Origin of the sequence: Streptomyces tibetensis, assembly GCF_007655005.1 — a bacterium.
GTDB classification, from domain to species: Bacteria; Actinomycetota; Actinomycetes; order Streptomycetales; family Streptomycetaceae; genus Streptomyces; species Streptomyces tibetensis.
In genome coordinates this window covers 129191-146409 of record NZ_SZVW01000001.1, presented here as the reverse complement: position 1 = coordinate 146409, position 17219 = coordinate 129191, and the positions used below count along the sequence as shown (strand labels likewise).

Below are 17219 nucleotides of genomic sequence, written 5' to 3'. Positions count from 1 at the left end.
TAGGGGGCGTGGCAGGCGAGAACGGCAAGCAGAAGACGGCGCGGGACATGATCCTCTCGATGGGGATCATCATCCTGGTGGCGGGCTTCGTGTACCTCTTCATCCCGCACGACGACAGCGCGCCCGACGTCAAGGCCGTCGACTACCGGGTCGAGCTGCTCACGGCACGCCGCGCCGCCTCCTACCCCGTGGCCGCGCCCGAGGGTCTGTCCGACGCATGGAAGGCCACCTCCGTCCGCTTCCGGGGCGACGAGTACGACGCCTGGCACCTCGGCTTCCACGATCCCGAGGGGGAGTACGTGGCGGTCGAGCAGTCCACTCAGCGCCGCCCCGTCTTCCTGGACGAGGCGACACAGGGCGCTCACGAGACCGGGAAGACCGCGAAGATCGGCGGCGAGACCTGGACCCGTTACGAGGGTGGCCGCTACGACGCGCTGGTCCTGGAGGGCACCAAGGGCTCGACGACGGTCGTGACGGGCACGGCGTCGTTCGCGCAGCTGACGAAGATGGCCGAGGCGCTCCGGACGAAGTGAGAGCCGCACGAGGAAGGCCCCCGGCGTTGTCGCCGGGGGCCTTCCTCGTGTGCGTGCGCGGGAGCGGCTCAGACCGTTGTGACGACCTGGTCGAACTCCAGGCGCGGGGAACGCGGGTACCAGGCGTCCGGGCCGGGGCGGCCGATGTTGACGACCATCAGCGGGGTGTGGTCGTCGTCCAGGAACTCCTTGCGGACACCCTCGAAGTCGAAGCCGGTCATCGGGCCGGCGGCGAGACCGGCGGCGCGGACACCGACGATGAAGTACGCGGCCTGGAGGGCGGCGTTCAGCGCGGCGGCGTTCTCGCGGACCGGGCGCTCGGTGAAGAAGATGTCCTTGATCTGCGGGGCGGCCGGGAACAGGTGCGGCAGCTCCTCGTGGAACTCGTTGTCCGCGGAGAGGATCGCCACCAGCGGGGCGCTCGCCGTCTTGGGCCGGTTGCCCTCGGCCATGTGCGCCACCAGGCGCTCGCGGGCCTCGGGGGAGCGGACCAGCGTGATGCGCAGCGGGGTCTGGTTGAAGGCGGTCGGACCGTACTTGACCAGGTCGTAGATCGCCTGCACCTGCTCGTCGGTCACCGGCTCGTCGGTGAAGGTGTTGGCGGACCGGGCCTCGCGGAACAGCAGGTCCTGGGCGGCGGGGTCAAGAACGAGGGACATGGATGCACTTTCTCGTGTCTGGTCCGGAAGATCGGCTGACGTCTTCGACCGTACGCCAGTGAAGTTCAACGTTCAACTAATGTGAGGGTGTCGTGTGTCACTCCGGACGCACGGTCCCGGTTACTCCGCGCCCTCGTCCTGCGCGGCCTCCTCCGCCAGCGCCGCGTCCAGCCGCGCCCGGGCCCCGTCCAGCCAGCGCCGGCACACCTTGGCCAGCTCCTCGCCCCGCTCCCACAGCGCGAGGGACTCCTCCAGCGTCGTACCGCCCGCCTCCAGACGCCGGACGACCTCGATCAGCTCGTCCCGCGCCTGCTCGTATCCGAGCGCCTCGCTGGTGCCCGGTGTCTGTTCAACCTCGCTGGTCATCCACTCACCCTATGTGTCCACTCGTACGGAGAACTCTCCCTCGGAGACCCGCGCACGCAGGGCCTCGCCGGGCGCCACCTCGCCCGGGTCGCGGACGGCGTGCCCGTCCGCCTTCTGCAGCACGGCGTACCCACGCTTCAGGGTCGCGGCGGGGGAGAGGGCCACCACCCGCGCGTGCGTGTGCGCCAGCTCCGAGTCCGCCCGGTCGAGCTGGTGCCGCAGACACCGCCGGCCCCGGTCGAGCAGGTCCGCCACCTGGTCGGCCCGCGCATCGATCATCCGGTGCGGATCCTCTATCGACGGCCGCGCCAGCGCGTGCGCCAGCCCGCGCTCCTCACGCTCCACCAGCGCCGCCACACACCGCCGCGCCCGGTCCCGCAGCAGCCGCACCCGCTCGTACTCCTCGCCGACATCCGGCACGACCTTCTTGGCGGCGTCGGTCGGCGTGGAGGCGCGCAGGTCGGCGACCTGGTCCAGCAGCGGGTTGTCCGGTTCGTGCCCGATGGCGGACACCACCGGCGTACGGCACTGCGCGACCGTGCGGATCAGCTGCTCGTCGGAGAACGGCAGCAGGTCCTCCACGCTGCCGCCGCCCCGGGCCACGATGATCACGTCCACGTCGTCGATCGCGTCGAGCTCCTTCACCGCCTGCACGACCTGCGGCACGGCGTGGACGCCCTGCACGGCGACGTTGCGCACCTCGAAGCGGACGGCGGGCCAGCGGTGCCGGGCGTTCTCCAGGACGTCACGCTCGGCGGCGGAGGCCCGTCCGCAGACCAGCCCGATCAGCTGCGGCAGGAACGGCAGCGGCTTCTTGCGCTCCGGCGCGAACAGCCCCTCCCGCGCCAGGGCCTTCTTCAGCTGCTCCAGGCGCGCGAGCAGTTCACCGACCCCCACGGGCCGTATCTCGGCGGCCCGCAGCGACAGCTGCCCCCGCGGGGCGTACCACTCGGGCTTCGCGAGGACGACGACCCGGGCGCCCTCGCTCACCACGTCCGCGACGGCGTCGAACACCTGCCGGTAGCAGGTGACGCTCACGGAGATGTCGTACGAGGGGTCCCGCAGCGTCAGGAACACCACACCGGCGCCCGGCCGCCGCGACAACTGCGTGATCTGCCCCTCGACCCACACCGCCCCGAGCCGGTCGATCCAGCCCCCGATGAGCCGCGACACCTCGCCGACGGGCAGCGGGGCTTCCGGAGTCGTGTTCACAGCCATGCCCGCGAGAGTAGTGGGCACCGCCGACAACACGACTCAGCCGGCTTGCGGACGCGGGCATCTCAGGGGGCGACGACGCGGGGCTGAGCCGTGCTGGGGGCGTCCCTGGGGCTGCGGTGCGGCTGGGCCGCCGTGCGGGTGCGGGCGCCTGACGGGGGCGATCACGTGGCTGGGCCGCCTTGCGGGTGCGGGCGCCTGACGGGGGCGGGCGGCACGGCCCAGCCGCCCGGCCGGCACCGGCACCGGTACCGGTACCGGCACCTCACGAGGGTGATGACACCGCCGGGCGGCTCCCCTGCGCCGCCAGCACCACCAGGCCGGTCACCAGCCACACCGCCCCCACCAGCTGCGCGGTTCCCGACGCCTCGGTGATCACCGCGAGCGTGATCGCGGCTCCCGCCACCGGAGCCAGCACGTGCCGCCACCAGATCACCGGCCCGCCCCGGCGTTTCACCGCGAACCAGCCCACCACGCTCGCGTGCAGCAACACGAAGGCGGTCAGTGCCCCGATGTCGACCACCGACACCAGCTGGTCCATGCCGTCGTCCCGGCGGGCCGCCCACACGGCCGCCACCAGCGTCACGACGGCGGCGCACAGCAGCGCCACCCGCGGCACCCCGTCGTTCGTCCGGGACAGCACCCGGGGCAGCCGCCGGTCGCGCCCCATGGCGAACAGCAGCCGGCCCGCCGCGGCCTGCCCGGCCAGCGCGGCGAAGGCCGCACCGATCGCCTTGCTCACCGCCACCAGGTCGTGCAGCCAGGTGCCGACCGAGGCGTCCAGCGTGTCGTAGAACGCCGACCCCTGCCGCCCCGGCTCCGCCGCCAGCCGCGCCGACGACACCGGCTCCAGCAGCGCCACGAGATACGTCTGCGCGATGAACAGCACACCCGTCAGCGCCAGGCAGAACAGCAGCGCCCGCGCGATCTTCGCCGAGCCGCCCGTGACCTCCTCCGCGAAGGAGGCGATCGCGTCGAACCCCAGATACGACAGCACCGCCACCGACACCGCCCCGAGCACCGCGGACAGCGCGAACGCCCCTTGCGTGCCGTCCCCCGTCAGCGGCGACAGCCAGCCCCGCTGCGTGCCGTCCCGGGCCAGCACGACGACCGCCGACACGACGAACACGGCCAGGACCACGACCTCCATCGCCAGCACCAGGAAGCCCACCCGGGCGGCGGCCCGCACGCCCCACAGGTTCAGCAGTGTCGTCACGACCACGGCCAGGGCCGTCCACACCCACCGCGACACCTCCGGGACCAGCGCGTTCATCGCCACGCCGGAGAACAGATACGCCACCGCGGGGATCAGGACGTAGTCGAGCATCGCCATCCAGCCCGCCACGAACCCGGCACCGTTCCCGAGCCCCACGCGCGCGTAGGCGAACACCGAGCCCGACTGGGGGACCACCCGCACCATCTGGGCGTAGCTGAACGCGGTGAACGCCATCGCGATCGTGGCGATGAGGTAGACCAGCGCGACCGCGCCGTGCGACTTGGCGTCCAGCGTGCCGAACACGCCCACCGGGGCCATCGGAGCGATGAACAGCAGCCCGTAGACGACCAGATCACGGAAACCGAGACTGCGCCGCAGCGCGCGTTCCCCCTCGGCCTCGGGGGTCGTCGTTCCGGTCTCGGCCATCGTGCCTCCGCTCCCGCCGTACGTCACTCGCGTCGCGCCCCGTCGGTCTTCCCGGTGGCGGCGCGCACACGCGATCTCTTACCCGCCGAACGCGGCCTTACGATGGGACGCATGTCTGCTTCGCCTGGCCGCCGTGTCCTGCTCGCCGCCCCCCGTGGCTACTGCGCGGGTGTGGACCGCGCCGTGATCGCCGTCGAGAAAGCCCTGGAGCAGTACGGCGCTCCGGTGTACGTCCGGCACGAGATCGTCCACAACAAGTACGTCGTGCAGACCCTGGAGAAGAAGGGCGCGATCTTCGTCGAGCAGACGGAGGAAGTGCCCCCCGGGAACATCGTCATGTTCTCCGCGCACGGCGTTGCCCCCGTCGTCCACGAGGAGGCCGAGCGCGGCAAGCTCGCCACCATCGACGCCACCTGCCCGCTGGTCACCAAGGTCCACAAGGAAGCCGTCCGCTTCGCGGACGAGGACTACGACATCCTCCTGATCGGCCACGAGGGCCACGAGGAGGTCATCGGCACCTCCGGCGAGGCCCCCGACCACATCCAGCTCGTCGACGGGCCGGGCGATGTGGCGAAGGTCGAGGTCCGTGACCCGTCCAAGGTCGTCTGGCTCTCCCAGACCACGCTGTCCGTCGACGAGACCATGGAGACCGTCGACGCCCTGAAGGACAAGTTCCCGCAGCTCATCTCCCCGCCCAGCGACGACATCTGCTACGCCACGCAGAACCGCCAGCTGGCCGTGAAGCAGATGGGCGCCGAGTCGGACCTGGTCATCGTGGTCGGCTCCCGCAACTCCTCCAACTCCAAGCGGCTCGTCGAGGTCGCCAAGATCGCGGGTGCCCGCGAGGCCTACCTCGTGGACTTCGCCGACGAGATCGACGAGGCCTGGCTGGAGGGCGTGAGCACGGTCGGCGTCACCTCGGGCGCCTCCGTCCCGGAGATCCTGGTCGAGCAGGTCCTGGAGTTCCTCTCCCAGCGGGGCTTCGAGGACGTCGAGATCGTCAAGGCGGCCGAGGAGTCCATCACGTTCTCCCTGCCCAAGGAACTGCGCCGCGACCTGCGCGAGGAGGCCGCCGCCCTGGCCGCCGAGCGGGGCGGCGCCGGGACCGGTGAAAATTCCGGGGAGTGATCGGGGACAGGTCGGGCAGCACCGCTGTCCGGCCTGTGACTGTCAGTCGTTCGTCGTAACGTAGGGCCATGCAGATCTTCGGAGTGGACATCGGCGGATCCGGGATCAAGGGTGCGCCGGTGGACCTGGACAAGGGTGACCTGGCGCAGGAGCGGCACAAGGTCCTCACCCCCCACCCGGCCACGCCCGACTCGGTGGCCGACGGCGTCAAACAGGTCGTCGACCACTTCGGCTGGACGGGCCCGGTCGGAGTGACCTTCCCGGGCGTGGTCACCGACGGAGCCGCGATCCGCACGGCGGCGAACGTCGACGACAGCTGGATCGACACCGATGCCCGCGCGCTGCTCGGCGAGCGGCTGGGCGGACTGCCGGTGACGGTGGTCAACGACGCGGACGCGGCGGGCGTCGCCGAGATGCACTTCGGCGCGGGCCGCGACCGCCGGGGCACGGTGATCCTGCTGACCTTCGGCACCGGCATCGGCAGCGCGGTCTTCTCCGACGGTGTCCTCGTCCCCAACACCGAGCTGGGCCACCTGGAGCTCGACGGGCACGACGCGGAGAAGCGGGCCTCCAGCAAGGCCCGCGAGGACCACGACATGACATGGGAGCACTGGGCGGCGCACCGCGTCCGCCAGTACCTCGCGCACGTCGAGATGCTGTTCTCGCCGGAGCTGTTCATCATCGGCGGCGGTGTCAGCCGCAAGTCGCACAAGTTCCTGCCCCACATCGAGGGCATCAAGGCGGAGATCGTCCCGGCGCAGCTGCAGAACAACGCGGGCATCGTGGGCGCGGCGATGCGGGCGGCCGGACACTAGGGCCGCTTGGCCGCGGGCGGTGTGACGCCGGCCGTCGGCGTCAGGGCTGCCGAGGGCCGGATGGCGTCAGGCCCTCGGTAGGCGCTGGGGTTGTTTCGGGCCGGGTGTCAGGCCGGCGGTCGGGCTCCTGTTCCTGCCGTCCGTCGTCGGTGCACCAGGTGGATCCGCCGGCCGATCACGATGAGCCCGGCGATCAGCGTCCCTCCGTACAGCCAGCCGGCCTGTGTGGCGAGCGCCGTCACCAGACCCATCAGCGTGCTGCTGGTCCCTCCCTCGCCGTCGGCCACCGGCAGCAGCCCCACGGCGAACGCGATGGGCATCACCACGGGCGCGGTCATCAGATCCCCCGGGCGCACCCAGAGGGCGGTCAGCGCGCACACCGGCAGGAACAGCACGCCGTACGCCGTCAGGGACGCTCCGAACAGCACCGAGCAGAGCAGGCCGAGCAGGAACATCACCACCGTGCAGAACAGCCCGCTGCCCAGCCCGGTCAGCCGGGGGTTCGGCAGGCCTCCCGCGGCGGGCCCCGGTGCGGGCGCGGGCCGCTGTACCGGTGCCGGGCGTCGCTGCTGCCCGGGCGGCCGTCCCGCACGCGCGGGCTCACCCCCCGCCTCCCGTCCCGCACGCACGGGCTCACCCCCCGCCCCCCGTCCCGCACGCACGGGCTCACCCCCCGCCCCCCGTCCCGCCTGCGACGGCAGGGGTTGCCGGGGCGGCCTGGGCCGGTCCCGTCGCGGTCCGTACCGGGGAGAACGCGTCCTGTATTGCTCCACCGCACCAACTTAGGTCGTTCAATATGCCGAATGGCCCTTCAGACACACCGTCGGCCGAGCTTGGCCAAGCGTTCGATACGTCGCCGGTACGGTTCCGGACACGCCGTAGACTGGTGGATCGGCCGGTCCCCTGGCCCCCCTGGGCCCTGCACTCACGGGAACCCGGCCCCCTGGCCCTCCACTCACGGGAAGTCGCAACGTGTCGCTCACGATCGGAATCGTCGGTCTGCCGAATGTCGGCAAGTCGACCCTGTTCAACGCCCTGACCAAGAACGACGTGCTGGCGGCCAACTACCCGTTCGCCACCATCGAGCCGAACGTCGGCGTGGTCGGCGTCCCCGACCCCCGCCTCACCAAGCTGGCCGAGATCTTCTCCTCGCAGCGGGTGCTCCCGGCCACGGTCGACTTCGTCGACATCGCGGGCATCGTGCGCGGCGCGTCCGAGGGCGAGGGGCTCGGCAACAAGTTCCTCGCGAACATCCGCGAGTCCGACGCGATCTGCCAGGTCATCCGTGCCTTCAAGGACGAGAACGTCGTGCACGTGGACGGCAAGGTCTCGCCCAAGGACGACATCGAGACGATCAACACCGAGCTGATCCTCGCGGACCTGCAGACCATCGAGAAGGTCCTGCCGCGCCTCCAGAAGGAGTCGCGCATCAAGAAGGACATCGCGCCGAAGGTCAAGGCCGTCGAGGAGGCGAAGGAGATCCTGGAGAAGGGCGACACGCTGTTCTCCGCGGGCATCGTCCAGGGCTCCGGCAACGAGGAGCTGCTGCACGACCTGCACCTGCTCACCACCAAGCCGTTCCTCTACGTCTTCAACGTCGACGAGGACGAGCTGACCGACGAGGACTTCAAGAACGAGCAGCGGGCGCTGGTCGCCCCGGCCGAGGCGATCTTCCTCAACGCCAAGCTGGAGGCGGACCTCGCCGAGCTCGACGAGGACGAGGCGCTGGAGCTCCTGCAGTCCGTCGGCCAGGAGGAGCCGGGCCTGGCGACCCTCGCCCACGTCGGCTTCCGCACCCTGGGGCTCCAGACGTACCTGACCGCCGGCCCCAAGGAATCCCGAGCCTGGACGATCAAGAAGGGCGCCACGGCCCCCGAGGCCGCCGGCGTCATCCACACCGACTTCCAGAAGGGCTTCATCAAGGCGGAGGTCATCTCCTTCGACGACCTGGTGGAGACGGGCTCGGTGGCGGAGGCCCGCGCGAAGGGGAAGGCGCGCATGGAGGGCAAGGAGTATGTGATGCAGGACGGGGATGTGGTGGAGTTCCGGTTCAACGTGTAGCGGGTGACTTAACACCACTTCGCTGATCTGGAAAACAGCAGGTCAACAAGGGTCTGACTCTTCGGGGTCAGGCCCCTGGATTTTCGCCGTGCTGGATGGGTGCTGGATTTTCTGACCTCTCGTCATCTGTCGTCATCCCTGCTCATCCCTACCGTGCCGGGTGCGTGCTGGAGGGGATGAAAGCGCCCGTGCTGGTACGTGTACTGGCCAGAGCCTGGCCTGCGGCCGCGAAGTGCCTTGTGGCCCGCGTCCGCCTTCGCTCGTGAGGCGGGGATGACGGCGCTCCGCCTTGCGAGTGGCAAAGACGTCGGTCGGGCGTCGGATTGGCCGAACGCCCCTGGCTGCCTTCCCCGCAGGTACTGTCTGCGCGTTGGCGGGACCGGGCCATTTAGGGGCGTTCTCCGCCCGTTCCAGCGCGGGATGGCGGCGCACGTTCGGGTGCGTGCACGTCACGGACAACTCGGGCGCGCTGTCGCCCGGTCAGCCGCGTTGCCGACGGGCACGCAGAGCGGTCCAGTGGCGCAGGCGCTCGGTGATCTGGGCTTCGTAACCGTTGCGGGTGGGCTGGTAGTACGTCTCGCGGTCCATGCCGTCGGGGAAGTAGTCGTCACCGGAGAAGCCGTCGGTGGTGTCCGGGTCGTACTGGTAGTCCTTGCCGTAGCCGAGGTCCTTCATCAGCCGGGTCGGGGCGTTGAGGATGTGGGCGGGCGGCTTGAGGGAGCCGGTGTGCCGGGCGGATCGGTGTGCGGCGTTGAAGCCGCGGTGGACGGCGATGGACTTGGGGGCGGTGGCGAGGTAGACGACGGCCTGGGCGATCGCCAACTCGCCCTCGGGGGAGCCGAGCCGCTCGTACACGTCCCAGGCGGCGAGGGCCTGCTGGACGGCGTGCGGGTCGCCCATGCCGATGTCCTCGTTCGCGAAGCGGACCAGACGGCGGGCGACGAACAGCGGGTCCTCGCCGCCGTCGAGCATGCGGGCGAGCCAGTACAGGGCCGCGTCCGGATCGGAGCCGCGCATCGACTTGTGCAGCGCGGAGGTGAGGTTGTAGTGGCCCTCCTGCGCCTTGTCGTACAGCGGGGCCCGCTGCTGGATGTGATGGGCGAGCCCGGTGGTGTCCAGGGGAGTCCCGGTGTCCGGGAGGGCCTGGAGCTGTTCGGCCATGTTGAGGAGGTAGCGGCCGTCGCCGTCGGCCATGGCGATCAGGGCGCGGCGGGCGTCGTCGTCCAGGGGCAGACGGTGGCCGGTGAGCTGTTCGGCGCGGTCGAGGAGCGTGGACAGCGCTGCTTCGTCGAGACGTTTGAGGACGAGGACCTGGGTGCGGGAGAGGAGGGCGCCGTTGAGTTCGAAGCTCGGGTTCTCCGTGGTGGCACCGATCAGGGTGACTGTGCCGTCCTCGACGTAGGGGAGGAAGCTGTCCTGCTGGGCGCGGTTGAAGCGGTGGATCTCGTCGACGAACAGCAGGGTGCCCTGGCCGATGCCGCGTCGGCTGCGTGCGGCGGCGAAGACCTTGCGCAGCTCGGCCACGCCGGAGAAGGTGGCCGACACCGGTTCGAAGGCCAGGTCACCGGCGTCCGCGAGCAGCCGGGCGATGGTCGTTTTCCCGACTCCGGGCGGGCCCCACAGGACGGCGGAGCTGAGGCGCTGCTGGGCGACCATGCGGCCCAGCGGGGCGTCCGGGGCAAGGAGGTGGTCCTGCCCGACGACTTCGCCCAGCCGGGTGGGGCGCAGGCGGTCGGCGAGGGGCCGGGCGGGCTCCTCGCCGAAGAGCGGCAGGGGCGCTTCGGTCGGTTCCATCGGTCTCTCGGGTCGGAGGCGGACATGTCCGGACGTGACGAGCCTTGCACGGGGCACCGACAAGTGTCGGCTCAGCCGCTCGTGGGGAGGCTCGCGGCGCTCAACGAGCCGTGGGGCGGTCGCGCCGCGGCAGCCGCTCGACGGCCAGGTCGTAGGAGTCCTCGACCGCGTCGGTGACCAGTCGCTCGGTGATGCCGGGACCTGCCCTGAGGGAGATCCAGTGGCGTTTGTCGAGGTAGCGGCCCGCTGTGATCGTGGCGTAGCCGCGTACTTGGGCGCGGGCGTGTTCGGGTTCGCACTTGACCGTGATGATCTGCTCGTCCGGGTCGTCGGTGACGATCAGGAACACCTTGCCCGCGACCTTGTACACGTCGAGTCCCGGGGTGAAGGGGTACCCGTGGCTGACGTCGGGGAGGGCCAGTGCCGCCCGGCGGGCGGTGTCCTGGAGCCGGTCGCCGGCCGCGCTCACCCGGCCGCCCGTGTGCCGGTGCCGTAGGTGTGCGGGTCGACGGGCTGCTCCGCCCTGGGTAGGTGGGCGACGACGAGCCGGTAGGAGTCGGTGACGAGTTCCTCGATCAGCTTCCTGTCGACGTCTTCTCCGCTCTCCAGGGTGATCCAGTGCTTCTTGTTCATGTGGTAGCCGGGGGTGATGTGGTTGTACTGCTCCCGCAGGGCGTGGGCCTCGGCGGGGTCCGCCTTGAGGATCACGACGGGACGCCCCGGGACTTCGGTCATGAGCATGAATACCTTGCCGCGTACCTTGTAGACCTCCCAGTCGGGGCCGAAGGGGTGCCCCAGCTGGGCTCCGGGGAGTCCGTCCGCGCAGTCGGCGGCCGTCTTCTGCAGGGTCGATCCGTTCATAGGCCGTGGGCCTCCTCGGACGGTGTCGGATGGTGGCATCGAAGAGGGGGAGGGCGCGCCGCGCGGGCGCGGTGGCAGTCCCATCCTTCCGTCGAGGCCGACTGCAAAGGGGGTAGGCTGCGGACACATGATGGTCGGTAGGCGACACTCCGGGCCGAGCAGGCATGCCGGGCCGGCTGCGGTTCCGCTGTACGGTTTCGAGCCCCCGGTCGGTACTCCCTACGGCCTTGAGGTGAGTACCGTCGAGGATTTCTTCGCCCAGCACGACGACTGGCCGTGGAACCCGCCCCGTCCGGGCCGTGCCACCTTCCACTACCTCATCGCGGTCACCGAGGGGGAGCTGCGGCACGACGTCGACCACGTCACGCGGACCGTGGCCCCCGGCCAGTGGCTGTGGGTGCGTCCCGGGCACGCGCAGTGCTGGCATCCGCCCGGCGCGGCCCGCGGCACCTTCATCCTGTTCGAACCGGACGTGCTGCGGCCCGAGCTCGCCCGTCTCCTGGCCCCGCTCACCGCGCACGAGGCCCCCGCGGTGCTCAGCCCGCACCCCGACGACATCGCCTGGCTCCAGCAGACGGCACTCCAGCTCCTGGACGAACACCGCGCACTGGGGCGCCGCCCTCTCGACGTCCACCACGCCCTGCGCCGCAGCCTGCTCGAATCGCTGCTGCTGCGCCTGGCCAACTCCCCGGGCATCGCCCCCGTCGCCACGGTCACGGTCGGCACGGGCCGTGCCGACCGGTACGGGCGCTTCCTGGACGCCTTGGAACTGCACTATCGCGAGCTGCACCAAGCCGCGGACTACGCCGAGTTGCTCGGCTGTTCGGTCCGCACCCTCAGCCGCGCCGCCCGGGATGCCACCGGCAAGGGGGTGCGTGAACTCATCGACGAGCGGCGCCTCCTGGAAGCCCGGCGCCTACTGGGAGGTGCCCGGTGGGATGCCCGGACGGTGGCCGTCCACCTCGGCTTCACCGACCCGGCGAACTTCGGTCGCTTTTTCCGCGACCGCACCGGCCTCACCCCCGCCGCCTTCGCGGCCGGCGACACCACGACCCACCCGTGAGCGGAGTGCGGCGGCTGACCGACCTCTGACCGCCCGCAGGCCGGCCACCTTGCCGGGGCCCGGCTTGCGGTGGGTGGTGAACACCGGGTCGCGCACTGCCCTCTGGTTTTCAGCCCGGCCGACCGGGGCCGGCCCCTCAGCCGTTGCCGTATCGCTGAGGCCCGTCCTCGACGGCAACTCACCAGTGCTGCCGCCCCATGCGGTGCCTGCTCGGCCGGCTTCCCGAGCTCCTCCGGGCCCGCCGATGACAGACCCCAGGCCACCCGGACCTCCCCTCGGCTGCCTGGACCACGAGAGGAAGACAAGCAAGGAAGTGTCACCGGCTGACCACCAGGTGACCGCTGCGCACCAGGCGTTTTGTCGTATCCCGGGAAACGATATGAGAGGTCACCGCGAGCGACCAGCCGCCGACTCACCGCGCGAAGCATCCGAATCGCGCTGGAAGGACATGTCATGACCGCCTCCGCTCCCAAGGCTCCGACCGCACCAGGGGTGCGGTCCTGGTGGGGGATCCCGTACGGCACCGCCGAGCGGTACCGCCGTCCCGTGGTCGCGGACTTCGATCCAAGCCTCCCCTACGACCGCAAGGGCGTCGTTTCTGTCCAGCCCGACAGCGGCGACTGGCTCGAAGCGGACAGCGGGATGGGTGAGGACTGCCTGAACCTGAACGTGTGGGCCCCCGAGGAGCCGGCCGGGAAGGCGCTCCCGGTGACCGTGTACGTCCACGGCGGCGGATTCGAGGTCGGGGCGAACACGCAGATCACCTCGAACGCCGCCGGTCTCGCCGCGACGGGGCGCGTGGTGAGCGTGTCGGTCAACTACCGGCTCGGCGCCCTGGGCCCGCTCTCGCTGTCGCACTACGGCGGGAAGCTCGCCGAGGCCAGCAACCTCTTCCTCCAGGACATCATCGCCGCGCTCACCTGGGTCAGGCACAACATCGCCCACTTCGGCGGCGATCCCGACAACGTAACGGTCTACGGCCACAGTGCCGGCGCCTACTCCACCTTCGGGCTGCTCGGCGCCTCCTCCGCCGACGGCCTGTACCGGCGCTTGGCCGGGTTCTCCGGCGGGCCCGCTCGTAGCGTCCCGGCCTGGTGGGCCGAGGAACTCGCGCACCTGTTCGTCACCGAAATCGGCGGGGCGGACAACCCGGAGAAGCTGCTCGACCTCGACCCGCTCTCCCTGCGGGACGCCCTGCGCACGGTCCTCCCGACGGACCTCGGAGTCCGCGGCGGGGTGGACAACAAGGCCACCGGCGTCGTCCTGGACATCGGGCAGCCCGGCGCGGTGGTGCACGCCCACCCCATGGACGTCCTCGCCTCGGGCGCGCACCGCGACGTGGACGTGCTGCTGAGCATGGCCAGTGACGACATGGGCTGGTGGGTGGCGAACGACCTCGACCGCTTCGATCCGCACACCCTCGACCGCATTGTCGACGAGGTCGCGGGGTGGCGTATTTCCCGCTCCCGCGCGAAGAAGATCGTCGACTTCTACGATGAGGGCGGCCGTACCCCGGCCGAGGTCCGTGCCGCGGTCATGGCGGACTACCTCTTCGCGCTCCCCGCGGCCCGCGGCGCCCTGGCGCACGCCGCCGCCGGCGGCAACGCCCATCTCCTGATGATCGGGCCCGCCGAGGGCGCGCCCGCGGTGCACGGCACCGAGATGTACGCCCTCGTCGGCCAGGAAAAGCCGGGCCGCAGCGCCGAACAGGCCAAGCGTGACACGCGGATCCGGGACATGGTCCTCGACTTCGCCACCGGCGAGCGGTCCCGTCCGTGGCCCGCCGTCACGGACAAGCCCACCGCGGAAACCGTCGGCAACTCTCCCTTCGAGGGCACCGCTCACTACCAGCAGGCCCTCGACCTGTGGGAGGGCATCGCCCGCCCCTGACGGCCGTCGGGCGATACGGAAGAGCGCAGCGGACAACAGTGAGGTACTCGGCATGAGCCAACCGACAGCAGCCGGCGACGCCGCACCGGCGACGATGCGGGCCGTCGTCGTCACCCGGCCCGGCGGCCTGGACGCACTGGAGATCAAGGACGTCCCGGTGCCCGTACGCAAGCCCGGCTGGGTGCGGCCAGCGGTGGCTGGTCGGCTCAGCTGGGGACCGGTCAGTGCACGTCGTCCTCCGTGAGGGGCTTGAAAACGGTCCGTCACGGAAGGACAGCCCGGGGCGGTGCCTGGGAACTGCCTTCGAGCAGCTGACGGCAATTCACTGGCCGGCCTCACGGTGGTCTCGCCCTTCTCCGCGGCGTCGTCGACACCGCGAGCGTGAAAGCAGGCCGATGCTCGGCATCCGCGCACGCGATATACATGCCGCATGTCTCACGCACCGCACGACACCGCACAGCTGTGGGAGCGTCTCGAACGCTGGCTGTCCGAGCATGCCCCCGGCGAGTACGCGTCCATGCGCGCCGGTGCTTCGGAGGCGGACATCTCACAGTTGGAGGAAGGACTCGGCTTCCCTCTCCACCCGGGACTGAAGGCACTCCTGGCGCGGCACGACGGCGTGATGCCGCCGCGAGGAAGCACCGACCCCGGGACCTTTCTTCTGAACTACGCACTGCTGGACACCCGGAGGATCCTGGAGGGGCAGCGCCGTCTCGTGTCGATGGTCGAGGATGCGGTGGAGGAGGGCGACGAGGACCTGGTGGCCGGCAGGATCGCGCACCGCGAGTGGGTGCCGTTCGCCCAGGGCTTCTCGGGCGACATGCTGTTCGTGGACCACAGGCGAGGCGACCACTACGGCGAGGTCGGCGAGATCTCCTTCGGTGACCCCGACCACCGGGTGCTGTGGGCGAGTCAGGAACTGATGCTGGAAGAGCTGTGCGAGGGAGTCGAGAACGGCTCCCCGGTCACCCCGCTCCCCCGGGTCCCCTCCGTGCATGAGGGGCGCAAACTGGAGTGGCTCGTCTTCCGGCCACGGCGCTGAGAAGCGCGGCGGCTGCATCACCCGGCAGGACCGCTCCCAGGCGTCCTTCTTTCACAAGCGGGCCGACGAGGACAGCCGCATCGACTGGAGCTGGCCGGCGGAGAACCTGGACGTACTTGGGGCTTCGTCCGGTGCGGCGAGTGGGGGTACCCCCTGCTCGAAGAGCTCGGGGGAGCGTGCCAGGCGTCGCGGGGCAGGCGGGACTTTGCGGACACGACCTAGGCGAAGCCGATGCGGGACGGGGATGTGCGAGGTCGTCGAGGGTGACGAGCGCGGGCGCCGCAACGCCGCCCAGCCCTCGCCGGGGGCAGGAAGGCGGCGGGGCGATCACCTTCGACGGGCGCGCCCGGAAGGCCCGCGGCTCTCAGCAGTCGTCGTTCTCGTCGTGCCCCGGGCGGTCCGGCCCTCGGGGTGTGCCGGATTCGCGGGAGACCTCTCGGATGATGTGACGCCAGACGTGTTCAGGGGGCGGGGTCGGCAGGTCCAACGCCCGCGCGGTGCGCGCCGCGGTCACCAGGCGGGCCAGGACGCGGAGTTCGTCACCGCAGCGGCCGCACTCTTCGATGTGGCGCAGGGCCTCGGCGTCCGCGTCGGTCGGGGCCGCGTTGCGCAGCGCCAGTTCCACCAGGTGCGCGGGCTCTACGTGGGCCACTGCGCCCTCCCGGACTTCACGGGCTCCGCCGCGACGACGAGGTCGGACAGGTAGCCGCCCCGCTCGGGGACGAACGGGGGCGCGCACGTGATGAGCGTGAGGGCCGGGGCGCCGGTGCGGCGGAACGCCGAGGAAGGCAACTCGTTCTTGGGGACGGTGACGCGTGAGACGACGCGGTAGCGCACCGGTTCCGCCCCGGCACGCCGCACCTCCACCCCGTCCCCGCGCCGTACGTCGTACAGGGCGGCGAACTCGCCGATCGCTCCGGTGTCGCTGTCCACGTGTCCGACCAGCACCGCCGAACCCGAAGCGCTGCCCGGCGCCGGTCCGTAGCGGTACCAGCCGGCCACGGAAGGCTCGTCGGGGACCGCCGTCTCGCCCCGGTCCGTCACGCCCACCGCAGTGACCCGGGCATCGACACCCGCGAGGGGCAGCAGGACACGGCGGGGCGGCGGGGCCGGGGGCCTGCTCGGTGGCGCCTTCGTCGTCGAGCCGGTCGTCCGCCCGGAGGATGCGGTCGTGAAGTCGGAGGCCGGCGCGGCCGGTTGTGACGGCCCGGCCGGGAGACCGAGGACGGCTGCCAGGGCGGCAGCCGCCAGCGTCGGTCCCGTCAGTCGGCGTGCGCCGTCAGCCACGTCGGCGGGCGACCCGGCGGGCCACCAGCACGCCCGCCACCGCGACCGCTCCGGCCCCGGCGGCCCAGGCCGGGCTCAGGTCGGAGGAGTTCGGGGCGACGGCGGCACCGCTGCCGCCCGCGGGGACGCCGCGCGGCGACGACGCCATGCCGCTGAACGTCTGGGTCGCCAGGGCCAGGTTCTTGTCGTCGGCGCTGCCCCAGGCGTAGACGACGTTGCTCGTGCCCTCGCCGAGCTTCAGGTCGGCCGGGCCGATGGCCACGGTGTCCGTACCGGCGAGCACCACATCGGTGTTGAGGGTGCCCGCGTCGACCTCGGCGGTGTCCTCCTTCGGATTGGTCAGGTTGCTGAAGACGGGCTGTCCGCCGGCCCGGACGTCGACGGCCGGGGCCGCAGCGACATGGCGGACCGTCAGACGGGCCTTGCCGGCGTCCACCCGGGAGACGTCGTTGGTGAAGGCCGTCAACTCCGGTGTGCCGTCGGCGGAAAGGTGGGCGGCGACCGTGGCGTTCGCGCCCTCGGGCACCTCGATCTTCTTCTCCAGGGCCGGAGTTCCGGCGGGATCCTTGCCCGCTTCGAAGATCTTGATGTCATAGGTGCCGGCGTCGAGGGACTTGGGGTCCGTCACCGTGCCGGGCTTGAAGTCGCCGATCAGTTCGTCGCCGTTGGCGTACACGTCCACGGTCATGCCGGGGATGCCGTGGAAGACGGACACCATGGCCTGGTCCTGCTGTCCGGCCAGGGCGGGAGCGCAAACGCCGAGGGCCAGGGCACAGGCTCCGGCCGAGGCGGCGACGGCGAGGCGGGTGTGGGAGGTCATGGGAATCATCCCTTCGAACGGAGTCTCCGTACGGTGCGGAGTC

The 17219-nt window shown here is 71.1% G+C and carries 19 protein-coding genes and 1 pseudogene; 9 read left to right on the top strand and 11 right to left on the bottom strand.

Translation table 11 applies throughout. The annotated features are described in order from the left end of the window. The first annotated feature begins 8 nt into the window (after positions 1 to 8). Positions 9 to 533 (top strand): DUF4245 domain-containing protein, encoded by a 525-nt coding sequence (locus FDO69_RS00655; protein WP_104777603.1) that lies wholly within the window; start codon positions 9 to 11, stop codon positions 531 to 533. Between the two features lie 68 nt (positions 534 to 601). Here FDO69_RS00655 and FDO69_RS00650 read toward each other — a convergent pair whose 3' ends face one another. The 4 genes from FDO69_RS00650 to FDO69_RS00635 form a co-directional block, all read right to left on the bottom strand. Next, positions 602 to 1192, bottom strand: a complete 591-nt coding sequence (locus FDO69_RS00650) for a malonic semialdehyde reductase (protein ID WP_104777602.1) — start codon at positions 1190 to 1192, stop codon at positions 602 to 604. 120 nt (positions 1193 to 1312) lie between these two features. Beyond that, positions 1313 to 1558, bottom strand: coding sequence for an exodeoxyribonuclease VII small subunit (locus tag FDO69_RS00645; RefSeq protein WP_104777601.1), 246 nt, complete (start codon positions 1556 to 1558; stop codon positions 1313 to 1315). A 9-nt stretch (positions 1559 to 1567) separates the two neighbouring features. Beyond that, positions 1568 to 2776, bottom strand: a complete 1209-nt coding sequence (xseA, locus tag FDO69_RS00640) for an exodeoxyribonuclease VII large subunit (protein WP_104777600.1) — start codon at positions 2774 to 2776, stop codon at positions 1568 to 1570. A gap of 262 nt (positions 2777 to 3038) precedes the next feature. Then, positions 3039 to 4415, bottom strand: a complete 1377-nt coding sequence (locus tag FDO69_RS00635) for an APC family permease (protein WP_104777599.1) — start codon at positions 4413 to 4415, stop codon at positions 3039 to 3041. Between the two features lie 102 nt (positions 4416 to 4517). On the opposite strand from FDO69_RS00635, the gene FDO69_RS00630 reads away from it, so the two are divergent. Together FDO69_RS00630 and ppgK are read left to right on the top strand one after the other, a co-directional pair. After that, complete coding sequence (locus FDO69_RS00630) at positions 4518 to 5543, top strand: 4-hydroxy-3-methylbut-2-enyl diphosphate reductase (RefSeq protein WP_104777598.1); 1026 nt, start codon at positions 4518 to 4520, stop codon at positions 5541 to 5543. 68 nt (positions 5544 to 5611) lie between these two features. Next, positions 5612 to 6358, top strand: a complete 747-nt coding sequence (ppgK, locus tag FDO69_RS00625) for a polyphosphate--glucose phosphotransferase (RefSeq protein WP_104777597.1) — start codon at positions 5612 to 5614, stop codon at positions 6356 to 6358. Between the two features lie 107 nt (positions 6359 to 6465). Here ppgK and FDO69_RS00620 read toward each other — a convergent pair whose 3' ends face one another. Further along, positions 6466 to 6987: a DUF6542 domain-containing protein gene (locus FDO69_RS00620; RefSeq protein WP_420878471.1), complete on the bottom strand. Its 522-nt coding sequence runs from the start codon at positions 6985 to 6987 to the stop codon at positions 6466 to 6468. A 343-nt stretch (positions 6988 to 7330) separates the two neighbouring features. Here FDO69_RS00620 and ychF point away from each other — a divergent pair, with 343 nt between their 5' ends. Then, entirely contained in the window at positions 7331 to 8419 is a 1089-nt protein-coding gene (gene ychF / locus FDO69_RS00615; RefSeq protein WP_030842729.1) for a redox-regulated ATPase YchF, read from the top strand. 480 nt (positions 8420 to 8899) lie between these two features. Here the strand turns inward: ychF and FDO69_RS00610 are convergent, their stop codons facing one another. The 3 genes from FDO69_RS00610 to FDO69_RS00600 all read right to left on the bottom strand — a co-directional run bounded on the left by FDO69_RS00610 (position 8900) and on the right by FDO69_RS00600 (position 11074). Next, the gene (locus FDO69_RS00610; RefSeq protein ID WP_104777595.1) at positions 8900 to 10213 is read right to left on the bottom strand and encodes a replication-associated recombination protein A; all 1314 of its coding nucleotides are present in this window, start codon (positions 10211 to 10213) and stop codon (positions 8900 to 8902) included. 100 nt (positions 10214 to 10313) lie between these two features. Further along, on the bottom strand, positions 10314 to 10682 hold the full coding sequence (locus FDO69_RS00605; protein WP_104777594.1) for an MmcQ/YjbR family DNA-binding protein: 369 nt from the start codon (positions 10680 to 10682) through the stop codon (positions 10314 to 10316). After that, positions 10679 to 11074 carry an MmcQ/YjbR family DNA-binding protein gene (locus tag FDO69_RS00600; protein ID WP_104777593.1) on the bottom strand — a complete coding sequence of 132 codons (396 nt, stop codon included), beginning with the start codon at positions 11072 to 11074 and terminating at the stop codon, positions 10679 to 10681. The genes FDO69_RS00605 and FDO69_RS00600 overlap by 4 nt, the downstream gene beginning before the upstream one ends. 127 nt (positions 11075 to 11201) lie before the next feature. Between FDO69_RS00600 and FDO69_RS00595 the strand changes: the two genes are divergently transcribed. The 5 genes and pseudogenes from FDO69_RS00595 to FDO69_RS42965 form a co-directional block, all read left to right on the top strand. Continuing rightward, positions 11202 to 12137 (top strand): helix-turn-helix domain-containing protein, encoded by a 936-nt coding sequence (locus tag FDO69_RS00595; RefSeq protein ID WP_104777592.1) that lies wholly within the window; start codon positions 11202 to 11204, stop codon positions 12135 to 12137. Positions 12138 to 12590: 453 nt separating this feature from the next. Beyond that, on the top strand, positions 12591 to 14027 hold the full coding sequence (locus FDO69_RS00590; RefSeq protein ID WP_104777591.1) for a carboxylesterase family protein: 1437 nt from the start codon (positions 12591 to 12593) through the stop codon (positions 14025 to 14027). A gap of 52 nt (positions 14028 to 14079) precedes the next feature. Next, positions 14080 to 14271, top strand: a complete 192-nt coding sequence (locus FDO69_RS00585; protein WP_234387796.1) for a hypothetical protein — start codon at positions 14080 to 14082, stop codon at positions 14269 to 14271. A 186-nt stretch (positions 14272 to 14457) separates the two neighbouring features. Continuing rightward, positions 14458 to 15069: an SMI1/KNR4 family protein gene (locus tag FDO69_RS00580; RefSeq protein WP_104777590.1), complete on the top strand. Its 612-nt coding sequence runs from the start codon at positions 14458 to 14460 to the stop codon at positions 15067 to 15069. 19 nt (positions 15070 to 15088) lie between these two features. Further along, positions 15089 to 15205 (top strand): annotated as a pseudogene (locus FDO69_RS42965) (methionyl-tRNA formyltransferase); the annotation flags it as partial. 228 nt (positions 15206 to 15433) lie between these two features. Here FDO69_RS42965 and FDO69_RS41035 read toward each other — a convergent pair. Genes FDO69_RS41035 through FDO69_RS00565 form a run of 3 tightly spaced genes read right to left on the bottom strand, consistent with a single transcriptional unit; the run spans position 15434 to position 17176 of the window. Continuing rightward, positions 15434 to 15721, bottom strand: coding sequence for a hypothetical protein (locus FDO69_RS41035; protein ID WP_167526487.1), 288 nt, complete (start codon positions 15719 to 15721; stop codon positions 15434 to 15436). Further along, entirely contained in the window at positions 15709 to 16356 is a 648-nt protein-coding gene (locus FDO69_RS00570) for a class F sortase (RefSeq protein ID WP_104777589.1), read from the bottom strand. Before FDO69_RS00570 ends, FDO69_RS41035 begins: the two co-directional genes overlap by 13 nt. Next, a complete protein-coding gene (locus FDO69_RS00565; RefSeq protein ID WP_104777588.1) occupies positions 16349 to 17176 on the bottom strand; it encodes a DUF4397 domain-containing protein in 828 nt (275 codons plus the stop codon). Before FDO69_RS00565 ends, FDO69_RS00570 begins: the two co-directional genes overlap by 8 nt. Positions 17177 to 17219: the final 43 nt, after the last annotated feature.